Genomic DNA, 13,071 nt, shown 5'->3' with positions numbered 1-13,071 from the left:
TCGTGAGTGTCTCTGATCTGCTCCAATCACTTGATTGGGATCAGGTCGGGGAGCTTGCGGCTCGGGGGCCGCAGGTACCACGACCCAAACGCGAGCAAGAGCAGCAACATGGGCATGAGCGTCTGCTCGGCCTCGTCCATGCGGATGTGCGAGTAGATCGCCCCGGTCATGATGAACACGACACCCGCGTAGGCCCACTCTTTGAGCCGCGCGTAGTTCGGCGCCAAGATGGCGATCGCGGCCAGCAACTTGACAGTCCCGAGCAGCGCCGCGAGATACATCGGGTAGCCCAGCCGCTGCAATGACTCGGTCACCTCGGGCTGTCCCATGAGATCCATGAAGCCGGCAGCCAGGAGGAGCACCGCCAGGATTGCGGTGGTGATCCAATAGCCGACGACCTTGCCCTTCGAGTTGTCGCTCATACCGAAGAGCCTGCGCCGCGTCCTACCGCCGAGCCACGGATCAAAGCCGCGATCTTTGCGGCGCTGAGCACAACTGCGGCGGTTTGGTCAGCTCCGGCGCCAGTGGGCAAAGACGGCGCGGCTTCGGTGGCGTCTGGCGCCGGGCAGGCGAGCGCGCGCGAGCTCGGCAGCGCCGCCTGAGCTCGACCCGCGGCCGACTTGTAGCAGCCTGTGCGCGCCTACTGGATCACGACCTCGGCCACGTACATCGCGTTGTTGATCTCGTTCTGCTCGGCGAGCACGCCTTCACTGTCGATGATCGCCCCGACCCAGTAGCGGGTCCCCGCGACGAGCCCACCGGGCAGCGACAGGCTCCGGGTCCAGGTGAACGGACCGTTGCGTCCCTTGTTGAGCGCGGAGGTCGCGAGCACGGTGTCGGAGGTGGTGATCGTCGAGTTGGTCGACAGGTACCACTTGATCGTCACGAGCTGGGTGGTCCCGCGGTTCTCAGCGGTCTGGGTGACCTCGAGGGTCTGGCCCGAGCTCACGTAGTAGGCCGGCTCATTGAGCGAGGGATTCGACTCCGGCGCCGAGCTCAGCGCGGCGCCGCTCGGTCCGGTGATCGGGGTCCGGGCGTGGCGCGAGTAGCCGTTGATGTTGGCGCTCCACTCCCAGTGGTAGAGCGAGAGATCCTCGTTGACGCTGGGTCGCTGGCCGTAGTGGGCGATCAGCCCGTTGCTGACGTCCTCGCTGATCACGCTCTCGGTCGAGGCGCCGTTGGTGCTGACCACGTTCCAGGCGTTGCCGAGCACGTTGAACACGTCGCCCTCGTGGCCGAGGCCGAGCGCGTGGCTGAACTCGTGCAGGGCGGTGTTGAGCAGCGGACGATAGCCGCTGCCAGTGTAGGCCACGCTGTCGGCCTTGGCGTCGGTGGTGGTCCAGTCGTAGTCGATGTCGAAGTAGACGTCGGACTCGACGAGGGTGCCGCCCGAGCTCCAGCTCCACGCGCACGCGAGCGAGCCGCACAGCTTGGTGTTGTTACTCGTGAACGCGACCTCGGACTCACCGTTGTTGTTGGCGACCACGGCGTCGTTGTCGTTGACCAGCGAGAACCGCATGTTCGACGGGTTCGCGTTGAGCTTGGCGGCGGCGTTGTGCAGCGCCGTATAGTGGCTGGGCATCGCGCCTTGGACCGCGGGATCGAGGTACATGGTCGTGGAGCTGCCCGACCGCGCGTTGTTGAGGTTGTAGGCGTGGGCCGGCGTCGACGCGTGGAGCATGCCGAGCGCGGTGATCGTGGTCGCGGCGCCGGCGAGGGTGATGGAGATGAAGGTGGTGCGCATGATGAAAGCTCGTGTCTGTGGGGTTCAGGTGTCGGGTGGTGGTGGGCGAGGCGGCGGCTAGCGAGCGATCACCGGGTTGAATTGGTTGGCCTCGAGCGCGGCACGCTCGGCGCGATCGGCCTCGGTCTCGCCGGCCGCAGCCTGGATGGCGGTCGCCCTGGCCTGGTGACGGGCGTGCGCAGCCGCGAGCTCGTCGGGGGTGGCGACCCGCGGGCCCTCGAACACGAACGGCTCGCTGAGGTCGAGCGGCTGCGCTTCTCCGCCGCCGAGCCCGGCGTCGCGGATGCTGGCCGCGGCCCGGCCTGGCCACTGCGCGCCCGCGGCGACCCGCGAGACGCCGTCGCCAGCGTCGCCCTGACTCAGCAGCTGAACCCGACCCTGGTTGCCGCCCACGAGCGGGCAGCCGCGCTCGCCGTTGCCCTCGATGAACAGCAGATCACGGTCACCGAGCTCGAACACGGGGATCTCGCTGACGGTCAGGACCTTGCCGTCGGGGACCGGTCCTCCGAGGAACCGAGCTGCGTACTGGCGGCCGGTCGCGACGCCCTTGATCCCGTCTTCGACGGACCAGGTGATCACGGTGAACGGCAGCTGGGCCCCGTCCTCGTCGGGATCCGACAGCTGGTAGTCGATGCCCGTGACCTCGCCGATGAACACGGCCTCGGCTCGGGCGGCGTACTCGTGGACGGCCTCGACCTCGAGGTTGGTGAGCTCGGTCTCGCCTGGGGTGACGACCAGCTCGGCGCTCGGCGGCGCGTCGTCGACGGGCTCGCTCTCGCAGGCGAAGCAGGTCGTGGCGATCGCCAGGGTCAGGGCACGCAGCGCTGGGTTGGCTCGAAGGGTGGTGGGTGCGGTGGGGTGGGTACGGTGGGTCTTGATCGTCATGTCGTCTCGTCCAGCCGCGACGCGCCCGAGGGTGGGCGCTCACGCGGCTGTACGCTCCGTTGACGACGAGCCCGAGCTGGATGACGCGACGACGTCAGAAAATCGAGACGGGGTTCACCTCGGCCGGCGTCTCGTTGTCGCCGACCGTCACCGAGCTGCCGAGCCCGAGCTGACTGAAGTTGTTCTGGCCCCAGCACCGCACGTCGCCGCCCTCGAGCAGCGCGCAGGTGTGGTTGCCGCCGGCCGACAGCTGCGTGGCCACGCCGCCGAGCTGGACGGGGCCAGCGAGCACGGGCAGCTCGTCGTCGCCGACGTTGTCGGTGTTGCCGTAGCCGAGCTGACCGACGGAGTTGTCGCCCCAGCACAGGACCTCGCCGTCGTCGCGCCGCGCACAGGTATGGTTGGCGCCGCAGGTGACCTGGACCGCCGGGCCGCCGATGTCGACGGGCACGCGCGAGGACGGGACGTCGTCGTCGCCGACGTTGTTGAGGTCGCCGTAGCCGAGCTGGCCCGACCCGTTGGCGCCCCAGCACATCAGCTCGCCGCCGCCGAGCAGCGCGCAGCCATGGTTGCCCCCGAGCGCGACCGAGACGACCTCGGTGTTGGCCGGCAGCGCGGGCGGGATGATCTGCACGAGCCCGACGCTGGACGGGGCCTCGTCGTCGCCGATGTTGGCGAGGTGGCCCTGGCCGAGCTGGCCGTTGTCGTTGCGGCCCCAGCAGCGGACCCCGCCGTCGACGAAGTTGACGCAGCTGTGCCAAAAGCCGATCGCGAGCCTGGAGGTGACCGGGCCCAGGCTGACCGCCTCGCCGGGGAGCAGCATCTCGTTGACCGGGACGATGTCAAAGGTATTGGCGTAGCCGAGCTGACCTTGCTCGTTGAGGCCCCAGCAGCGGACCTCGCCGTTGCCCACCCGCGCGCAGGTGTGGCGCTCGCCCGCTTCGATGTCGATCGCCGGGGGTACGCTGACCGGCGGAAGGTTGGCGAGCGACTCGTCGTCGCCGATGTTGTTGATCGTGCCGTTGCCAAGCTGGCCGCGGTCGTTGAGGCCCCAGCAGCGCAGCCCGCCGTCTTGCAGGATCGCGCAGCTGTGGTGACCGCCGAGGTCCAGCTTGATGACGGGGCCGGGCAGCGCGACCGAGCCGACGTCGCTGGGGAGCTCATCGTCGCCGACATGCTGGTCGTTGCCGTAGCCGAGCTGGCCGAGCTCGCCGCGACCCCAACAGACGATCGCGCCGCCGTCGATCAGGGCGCAGCTGTGGTGCATGCCAGCGTGGACCTGGGCGACGCGGGTGAGGGTGCAGTCGTTGTCGCAGCCGTCGCCGTCGATCGCGTTGCCGTCTTCGCACTCTTCGTCGCCCTGGACCTCGCCGTCGCCACAGACGGTCTCCTGGCACATTCCTTCGATGCAGGCCAAGCCGGTCCCGCAGGTGTCGCCCGAGCACGGGCAGCCGGGCTCGTCGCAACCGGGCTCTCCGTCGCCATCGCCGGAGGGGTCGCCGTCGCCGGAGGGGTCGCCGTCGCCGGACGGATCGTCACCGTCACCGTCGCCCATGGTGCCGGCGGTCGCCATGGTCTCGGAGCCTTCGCCGTCGGCGGCGCTGTCACCCTTGCAGGCGCTCAGCGCCAGGACACAGCTCGACAGCGTGAGCGCGAGACGAAGGAACGAAGGGGTCGAAGCTGCAGTGGACATGTCGTAGGTCAAGCAAGTGGAGCCACGAAGGCTGGCCTAGAGCTGGTTGGCTGGCTAGAGCAGGTTGATGCTGCCAGCCTCGGCCGGGGTCTCGTCGTCGCCGCGGACCACCGTGTCGCCGTAGCCCAGCTGGCCGTAGTCGTTGAAGCCCCAGCAGCGGATCTGGTGGCCGTTGACGATCGCGCAGGTGTGATAGTCGCCAGCGGTGATCCACGTGGCGGTGCCGCCCAGCTCGATCGTCTGGACGTCGGCCGGGGCCTCATCGTCGCCGATGTGCGAGATGTCGCCGCGACCGAGCTGGCCGTAGAGGTTGCGGCCCCAGCACTTGACGCCGCCGTCGGTCAGCAGCGCGCAGGTGTGGTGCTTGCCGAGCGCGAGCTTGGCCGCGTCGCCGCCCAGGTCGATCGGAAACAAGGTCGCGAGGGTCTCGTTGTCGCCGACGGTGGTGGTGTCACCCTGGCCGAGCTGACCGTAGAAGTTGTCGCCCCAGCACAGCGCGTCGCCGGTCTCGTACAGCACGCAGCTGTGCTCGGAGCCCAGCCCGATCTGGGTGACGAGGGTGCCGTCGGGCAGGCCCTGGGGCAGGATCGGCACGGGCACGACCGAGCCCGGGGTCTCGGTGTCGCCGATGTTCTCGGTGTTGCCGTAGCCGAGCTGCCCGCGGTTGTTGAGGCCCCAGCAGCGGACCTTGCCGTCGTCGAGCAGGGCGCAGTTGTGGCTGCGGCCGACCGCGAGCTCGGTGACGACGCCACCCAGGTTGAGGTCGACGGTCAGCGGGATCGAGAGGCTGGTGTTGTTGCCGTAGCCGAGCTGGCCGGAGCTGTTGAGGCCCCAGCAGCGCACGTTGCCAGCCCCGACCAGCGCGCAGCTGTGGCTGCCGCCCGCGAACACGTCGATCACGTTGGTGTTGATGCTGACGGGGTTGACCGAGAACGGAAATTCGTCGTCGCCGACGTTCTCGTTGTTGCCCAGGCCCAGCTGCCCGGTGCTGCCGTAGCCCCAGCAGCGCACGGTCTCGTCCATCAGGTAGACGCAAGAGTGGTGGGCGCCCACGTGGACGCGCAGCGCCTTCGCACCCACGACCACGTCGCCCGCGCTCGAGGCTGGCTCGTTGTCGCCGATGTTGTCGAGGTTGCCGTAGCCGAGCTGGCCGACGTTGTTGAGCCCCCAGCAGCGCACGCGGCCGCCCTCGATCACGGCGCAGGTGTGTGACGCGCCAGCCTCGATCGCGAGGAACTCCGTGTACGAGCAGTCGTTGTCGCAGCCGTCGCCCTCGAAGTCGTTGTTGTCGTCGCAGTCCTCGGCCGGGGCCTCGGTGATGCCGTTGCCACACGACGCGGACGCGCACATGCCATCCGTGCAGGCCAGGCCTGGATCACAGCTGGCCTCGGAGCCGTCGCACTCGCAGCCGATCGATGTGCACGGCTGGTCGCCGTCCCCGTCGCCGCTTGGGTCGCCGTCGCCCGCAGGGTCGCCGTCGCCGTCGCCGGTCGAGTCGCCGTCGCCGGTTGGGTCACCGTCGCCGTCGCCCGCGGTGTCGTCGGCGGTGGTGAAGGTGTCATCCATGACCTCTCCACCCGCGCACGCGAGCCCAACCACGAGGGCGCCGATGGTGAGCAGAGCGGAGCGAGGCGAGGAAGTTGAAGTCGAGCGAGCCATGTCAGTAAGACCTGGCGGATTCGTCGAATCCGCCGCGGTAGGTGAGATGGCGAGTGTACCTGCGTCCGCAAGCACGATCACCCTCGCTCGTTGTCCAGCGATGATTATCTGACCAGGCCCCGCCCCCCGCGCCTGCGCACGCCGCCGGGTTTGGCCAAAAGACCGGGCGCACCAAGACCGTGGCGCAGGGCACACGCGAGCGCGTTCGTTTTCAGAACAGCGACACAGGACCCGCCGAGAGCACCGGCTCGTCGTCGCCGACATTCGCGGTGTGCCCGTAGCCCAGCTGCCCGTCGTCGTTGACGCCCCAACAGTAGAGCTGGTTGGTGTCGGCCAAGATCGCGCAGGTGTGGTGGCCGCCCGCGTCGATCTGCTTGATCGGGCCGCCGAGATCGATCGGGCCGATGCTGCTGGGTGCCTCGTCGTCGCCGACGTTCTGCTGGATCGCGGCCCCGAGCTGGCCGACAGAGTTGAGGCCCCAGCACAGCGCGGTCTGATCATCGAACAGCGCGCACACGTGGCTGTCTCCAGCGCTGATCGCGACTGCGGGCGCGGGCAACGAGATCGGCGGCATCGTCGAGGGCAGCTCGTCGTCGCCGATCGCCTCGGTGTTGGCCTGGCCGAGCGCGCCGACCGAGCCCGAGCCCCAGCACAGCACGTCGCCAGTCTCGAACAGCGCGCAGCTGATGCTGAGCCCGAGCGCGAGCTCGGTCACCTTGGCGTCGACGGGCAGCCCGAGCGGGACCGCGGACACGTCACCAGCTTGGCTGGGCGGGCTCATGTTGCCGATCGACTGGGTGTTGCCGTAGCCGAGCTGACCCGAGAACCCGGTGCCCCAGCAGCGCACCCTGCCAGTGGCCAAGATCGCGCAAGTGTGACTGACACCGGTGGACTGCGCGACGATCGATCCGCCGATCGGCACGTCTCCGGCGGTGTCGGGCAGCTCGTCGTCGCCGATCGACTGGGCGTTGCCGTAGCCGAGCTGACCCGAGAAGCCGCTGCCCCAGCAGCGCAGCGAACCATTAGCGAGGCGCCCGCAAGAGTGGCTGCCGCCCGCGTCGATCTCGAGGATCGGCCCGCCAACCATGACGTCGAGGATCGAGCCGGGGAGCTCGTCGTCGCCGATGTTGTCGGTGTTGCCATAGCCGAGCCGCCCGCTGAAGCCCGCCCCCCAGCAGCGCACGTTCATGTTGGCCATGAGCACGCAGGCGTGCGAGTCACCCATGCTCAGCGCGACGGTCGGCTCGGGCAGGATCACGTCGCCGATGTCGGCCGGGGTCTCGTCGTCACCGATGTCGTCCATGTTGCCGTAGCCGAGCTGGCCCTGGCCGTTGTAGCCCCAGCAGCGGACCCGGCCGCCCTCGATCAGCACGCAGGTGTTCTGGTAGGAGGCGTCGACGTAGAGGATCTCGGTGAACGAGCAGTCGCTGTCGCAGCCGTCGTCGTCGACGAGGTTGCCGTCGTCACACTGCTCGAGCGGCTGCAGCTCATCGTCGCCGCACACGGGCGCGGTGCAGAGGTTGTCGATGTCGTGACAGTACAGGCCGGGGTCACACTCCGGCTGGTCTGGATCGCAGGGACAACCCTCGTGGATGCATGCGCTTGGATCGCCGTCGCCGTCGCCGTCGCCGGGATCACCGTCGCCGTCACCGACACCGTCACCGTCACCGATCGTGGTGCCACCGTCGCTGTCGCCGCGGTCAGCCTCCCCGTGGCCGCCGTCGGTGCTGGTGTCGCCGGCGGTCCCGGCCTCGGTGGTATCGGGTGTAGCGCCAGGATCGTCGGGACAACCGCCAAGCAGGAAGATCACCGCACACGAGCTGGCGGCTCTCCCCGCGCTGGTGACTCTTCCACTGGAGAACGTGAGGTTCGAGTGCATGTCAGGACCGTCGAGCGAGCGGCTCGCTCTTTAGTAGTAACACTGGACCCATCGCGCGATTAGCTGGGCGATCGACCCGACTTGGGTGACCGGCGTAGATTCGCGTTCTGTCGGCGATAGACGATCAGCACGACAAAGTTGCCGCCACTCGACTGCCGTACTCGACGCGCTCGCGTGGCCCCGAGGTCGGGGCCACCGCGTCGCAGGAGCAAATCAGTGGAGGCGCGGGCCAGTGATGGGTCCGCGCCTCGCCGTGATCAGAACAGCGAGACGGGCCCGGCCGAGAGCACCGACTCGTTGTCGCCGATGTTCTCGGTGTGCCCGTAGCCCAGCTGCCCGTCGTCGTTGACCCCCCAACAGTACAGCTCGTTGGTGTTGGCCAAGATCGCGCAGGTGTGGTTGCCGCCCGCGTCGATCTGCTTGATCGGGCCGCCGAGCTGGACCGGGTCGATGGTGTTGGGGGTCTCGTCGTCGCCGATGTTCTCCTGGATCGCGGCGCCCAGCTGGCCGGCAGAGTTTCGGCCCCAGCACAGGGCGGTGTCGTCATCGAACAGCGCGCAGACGTGACTGTCGCCCGTGGTGATTGCGACCGCCGCCGACGGCAGCGAGATCGGCGACTGGCTCGACGGGAACTCGTCGTCGCCGATGCTCTGGGTGCTGCCCTGACCCATCGCACCGTTGAAGCCCGCGCCCCAGCACAGCACATCGCCGGTCTCGTACAGCGCGCAGCTGATGCTGAGCCCGAGCGCGAGCGCGGTCGCCTTGGTGTTGGCGGGCAGGCCCAGCGGCACCGCCGGGACATCGCCAGCCTGCGCGGGCGTGTTCATGCTGCCGACCGCCGTGGTGTTGCCGTAGCCGAGCGCGCCCGAGGAGCCGGCGCCCCAACAGCGGATCTTGCCATTGGCCAAGATCGCGCAGGTGTGGCTGATACCGGTGGCCTGGGCGACGACAGCCCCGCCGGTCGGGACGTCCCCCGCGGTCACCGGAAATTCGTCGTCACCAATGCTGTTGCTGTTGCCGTAGCCGAGCTGACCCGAGAAGCCGCCACCCCAGCAGCGCAGCGTGCCGTTCGCGAGGCGTGCGCAAGAGTGGCTGCCGCCCGCGTCGATCTCGAGCACGGGGCCGCCGACCATGACGTCGAGGATCGAGCTGGGGAATTCGTCGTCGCCGATGTTCTCGGTGTTGCCGTAGCCGAGCCGGCCGCTGAAGCCAGTTCCCCAGCAGCGCACGTTCTGGTCGGCCATGAGGATGCACGAGTGCGAGTCGCCCATGGTCAGCTCGACGCCGGGCTCGGGCAGCATCACGTCGCCCACGTCAGCCGGGGTCTCGTCGTCACCGATGTTGTCGGTGTGACCGTAGCCGAGCTGGCCCTGGCCGTTGTAGCCCCAGCAGCGCACGCGGCCGCCCTCGATCAGCGCGCAGGTGTTCTGATACGAGGCGTCGACGTAGAGGATCTCGGTGAAGGAACAGTCGCTGTCGCAGCCGTCCCCGTCGTCTTGGTTGCCGTCGTCACACTGCTCGAGCGGCTGCAGCTCGCTGTCGCCGCACACGGGCGCGGTGCAGACGTTGTCGGTGTCGTGGCAGTAGAGGTCGGCGTCACACTCGGGCTGGAGGGGATCGCACGCGCAGCCTTCTTCGGTGCAGTCCCCGGTCTCGCCGTCGCCGTCGCCAGTGGGGTCGCCGTCGCCATCGCCCGGGTCACCGTCGCCATCGCCCGTGGGGTCGCCGTCGCCGTCGCCGGAGGGGTCGCCATCGCCGTCGCCCGTGGTGTCGGTCGCGGTGTCGAGCCCGGGATCGGGGTCGCCAGGGCAGCCGGCGAGCAGCAAGATCGCGGCGCAGGAGCTGGCGAGTTTTACAGTGGAGAACGGAAGGATGGAGTTCGAGTGCATGTCAGGGCTCCGAGCCAATCAGGCTCGTCCCTTAGTATCACTGGACCCCCCGCGCGATCACCCTGGTTTTAGTCCAAAACTCGAGCGACCAGCTCGGCCTCGACGTTCTGGCGGTGATCGGAGATCTGCAAGACGTACTTGCCACCGTCAGACTCGGCGATCTCGATGCGGATCACCGCTCCACCGACCTGGTCCAGAGTTAGGGTGACGCTGCGGATCAGCGCGCGGGCGACCGAATCGCGGGGTGGCAACAGGCTCAGACGTGGCGTGCTCCCGCCCGGAACCTCGACCCGCGCGTCGGCGACCAGGGCTGTCCCGTCGCCCGGGGCAAAGCTCGCAACCAGGTGATCCGCCAGCCATCGCAGCGCGGGGGCGTCGGCTCGACGCGGCATCGCTCGCTGCGGCAACGATGGATCATTGGGGACGATCGCAATGGCGCCAGGCTCAATTCGGGTCGTCGAGCCGGTCGCGCCGTCATCTCGCAGGACCAGCGTCGCGGGTGCGACAAACGCCAACGAGCCCGAGCCGACGAGATCCTCGACCAGCAGCGGTGAGCTGCGGGTGGACGTGTAGCGGGCCACCAAATTCTGCGACTTGCGGGCAAATGCCCCCCACAGCTCCAGGCGATTGTCCAGGCGGCGCTGGTGTCGATCGGGCGGCGTCGCGGGTGCGGCGAGACCCGCGAGCGCGGCCCCGAGCAACGCCAGCCCGCTCGCGCTCGAGATCAGCAGCGCACGCCGAGTCGTGTGGCTCACGGTTCGCGCTCCTCTGGGCTCGGGGTTGGTTTCGCGGCCGGCTTTTTTGGGGCCCGGCGACCCCGAAGCTTGCCAAACAAAGACGCGAGCCCGGGCGTCGCGAACAGGCCCAACCCACACGCGAGCGCGCTCCCGATCGCAACCGCCAAGCCCAGCTCGCGCCACAGCGGCTGGGCCGAGATCAGCAACACCCCACCCGCGATGACCTGGCAGCCACCCGCGAGCAGCAGCCCGCGCGCGACGATCGGCTGGCCCATGCTCACCGCCCGACACGCCCGCCCGCCCGCGACCCCTGCGGTCGCGCCGACGATCAAGATCGCAGGCAGGAGGTGGGGCCCGCTCGGCTGATCGAGCAGCGAGAGCCCGAGCAGCACCCCGGCCTGGCACGCGAGCGAGACCAGCCCGCAAGCCAGCGCGATGCCAAGCCCACCGGTCCCCAGCCACACGAAGAACGCCGTCAGCCACAGCCCGGCGACCACGACCACGCCAGCGCGGCGCAGGAATTCACGCTGATCGATCATCGCGGCGATCGCGGGGCCGCGCAGCGGCGGCAGCTCGGCCAGGCGCGCATCCGGGAGCGAGACCTGGGGCAGGCCGTCGCGGCCGCGCAGCTCGAGCCGCGATCGAAGCTGGACCTGCGGCTGCCCCTCGACGACCTCGTCGACCAGATAGCCGTTGATCCACGGCCCGAGCGGGCCATCGAGGGCCGCCTGTGCGCTCGGGAAGTCGTGGATGTCCGCGGCTCCGCGCACGAACTCCGCGAACGCCTCGGCGCGGAGGCGGTGATCGGTCAGCACCACGCTCAGCGCCTCCATCCGCGCGCTCAATTGCAGCTTGGACAGCGCGAGCTTGCGGGCCTCGAGCTCGGCGCGCGGCAGCACGAAGCTGCCCGGAGAGTCGAGGCGGCGGGCCTCCTTGGGCACCAGCGTGGCCAGCTCGGCCGCGGTCGCAGCCGACGCTTCGAGGGCCGCCGCCGCGGGGGTCTCGAGCTCGTCGGCTGCGCGCTCGCCCTGCGAGCTGGTCTCGACGATCATGCTCGGGTCGAAGAAGTGTTGGACGAGCTCGCGCTCGCTGAGCTGCAGCGCGGGGTCGAGGATCGGCACCCGCGCCGGGGATCGGTAGCGCAGCTGCGGCGTGACCCAGGCCCCGGCCGCGCACACGCTCAGGCAGATCAACACCGCCAGCGCGGGCATCGGGGCCAGGCGAAAGCCCGGCCGCCGCCAGTCGAAGTCACCGCGCAGCAGCTCGAGCAGCGCGGGCAGGATCACCCGCAGGATCACCGCGATCAGCAGGTAGGCCAGCGGCCACCACAGCGCCCAGCGCTGCCACAGCGGGTAGGGCGAGAGCGCCAGCGGGACCAGGGCCCCGGCCATGATCAGCGTCGAGATCCAGCCGCGTGAGTCGATCTCTTGCAGCCGCAGCGCCGCGTCGCAGGCGAAGCCCAGCAGCAGGACCGACAGCGCGATCGAGGCCACCCCCATGCCGTCGAGACCCAGGCCCGAACCCACGCCCGCAGCCAGCTGCAGGTTGACGGCCGCCCACACCAACAACACCCACGCCGAACCCAGGCACACCGCCAGGGCCAACACCGGGATCACCCGCCGCATCGCGATCGACAGCAGCAACACCAGCGCCGCGAAACAAGCCGCGAGCACCTTGGCCCAGTCACGGCTCAGCTGCTCGGCGAGCGTGGCCTCGCGCAGGCTCAGGTCGAACAGCGTGAGCTCGACCGGCAGACCCTCGAGCGCGGCCTCGAGCTCGCCGCGTAGCTCGTTGATCTGCTCGGCCTGGGGGCGATCGCGGTCGGTGACCAGCCCGATCAGGGCTCGATCGCCGCTCGCCGCGATCAGATCACCGCTCGGGCTGACCTGCGGCGCGTCACTGCCGAGCACCTCGGTCACGTGCCCGAGCTGGCCCGCCTCGCGGGTGGTCAGCCCGTGGATCCCCAGCGGATCTCGTCGCGGCTGCTCACCGGAGACCACGAACAGCGGGCTCGACAGCCGCGCCTCGAGGGCCTGGATCTGCGCGCGCATGTTGGCGTCGGACAGTCGCTCGGCCAGCGCGCCGTGGGTCTCGATCGGCAGCAGGTACAGCGCGTGAGCGTCGAGCCAGCGGGTGATCTCGGTCCGCGGCGGCGCGAGCGGCACCCGGCGCTGACCGAGCGCCTCTTCGATGGCAAACCCCGCTTCGGCCAGGATCGTCGCTGGGTCCGTGATCGTCCCCTCGGCCGGATCCGTCGACTCGCCCGGGGTCGCCGCTGACTCGAGCGCGTCGAGATCCACCCGCAGCAGCGCCAGCGGTCGCCCGCGCGCGCTTCGATGCTGCTCGGGGATCAGCCCCTCGGTCGCGCCCGACCACGGCGCCGGACCCCTGAGCAGCTGGATCAACGCGAACACGCTCACCACCGCCCACACGGCCAGCAGCGCGAGCGCCAGCGGTCGCGGCAGCGGGCCGAGCCGACGAGTCGCGCGAGCGCCGGGGGTGCGCTGTGTCTCGCGACCTCGATCGTGATCCTGGCCCGTGCTCACGCGCCGCGACCTTAGCCTGGTATCGACCGCGCAGCGACC

9 protein-coding genes are annotated in these 13,071 nt (G+C 69.6%); all 9 read right to left on the bottom strand.

Features of this window, described 5'->3' with window-relative positions:
* Positions 1 to 26 precede the first annotated feature (26 nt).
* The 9 genes from ENSA7_RS34840 to ENSA7_RS34800 all read right to left on the bottom strand — a co-directional run bounded on the left by ENSA7_RS34840 (position 27) and on the right by ENSA7_RS34800 (position 13,032).
* Positions 27 to 422: a DoxX family protein gene (locus ENSA7_RS34840; protein WP_106093728.1), complete on the bottom strand. Its 396-nt coding sequence runs from the start codon at positions 420 to 422 to the stop codon at positions 27 to 29.
* 218 nt (positions 423 to 640) lie between these two features.
* Positions 641 to 1,744, bottom strand: a complete 1,104-nt coding sequence (locus ENSA7_RS34835) for a matrixin family metalloprotease (protein ID WP_106093727.1) — start codon at positions 1,742 to 1,744, stop codon at positions 641 to 643.
* 57 nt (positions 1,745 to 1,801) lie between these two features.
* On the bottom strand, positions 1,802 to 2,629 hold the full coding sequence (locus tag ENSA7_RS34830) for a hypothetical protein (protein ID WP_106093726.1): 828 nt from the start codon (positions 2,627 to 2,629) through the stop codon (positions 1,802 to 1,804).
* A gap of 94 nt (positions 2,630 to 2,723) precedes the next feature.
* A complete protein-coding gene (locus ENSA7_RS34825; protein ID WP_146158491.1) occupies positions 2,724 to 4,322 on the bottom strand; it encodes an RCC1 domain-containing protein in 1,599 nt (532 codons plus the stop codon).
* Positions 4,323 to 4,376: 54 nt separating this feature from the next.
* Positions 4,377 to 5,888 (bottom strand): RCC1 domain-containing protein, encoded by a 1,512-nt coding sequence (locus ENSA7_RS34820; protein WP_106093724.1) that lies wholly within the window; start codon positions 5,886 to 5,888, stop codon positions 4,377 to 4,379.
* Between the two features lie 304 nt (positions 5,889 to 6,192).
* Positions 6,193 to 7,791 (bottom strand): RCC1 domain-containing protein, encoded by a 1,599-nt coding sequence (locus ENSA7_RS34815; protein ID WP_106093723.1) that lies wholly within the window; start codon positions 7,789 to 7,791, stop codon positions 6,193 to 6,195.
* 326 nt (positions 7,792 to 8,117) lie between these two features.
* A complete protein-coding gene (locus ENSA7_RS34810; protein WP_106093722.1) occupies positions 8,118 to 9,749 on the bottom strand; it encodes an RCC1 domain-containing protein in 1,632 nt (543 codons plus the stop codon).
* Between the two features lie 68 nt (positions 9,750 to 9,817).
* Positions 9,818 to 10,504 carry a LolA-like protein gene (locus tag ENSA7_RS34805; protein WP_106093721.1) on the bottom strand — a complete coding sequence of 229 codons (687 nt, stop codon included), beginning with the start codon at positions 10,502 to 10,504 and terminating at the stop codon, positions 9,818 to 9,820.
* Entirely contained in the window at positions 10,501 to 13,032 is a 2,532-nt protein-coding gene (locus ENSA7_RS34800) for an MMPL family transporter (protein ID WP_106093720.1), read from the bottom strand. Before ENSA7_RS34800 ends, ENSA7_RS34805 begins: the two co-directional genes overlap by 4 nt.
* Positions 13,033 to 13,071 lie beyond the last annotated feature (39 nt).

The sequence above is a fragment of the Enhygromyxa salina genome (genome assembly GCF_002994635.1).
GTDB lineage: Bacteria > Myxococcota_A > Polyangia > Nannocystales > Nannocystaceae > Plesiocystis > Plesiocystis salina_B.
This window is presented reverse-complemented; position numbering and strand designations above follow the sequence as displayed.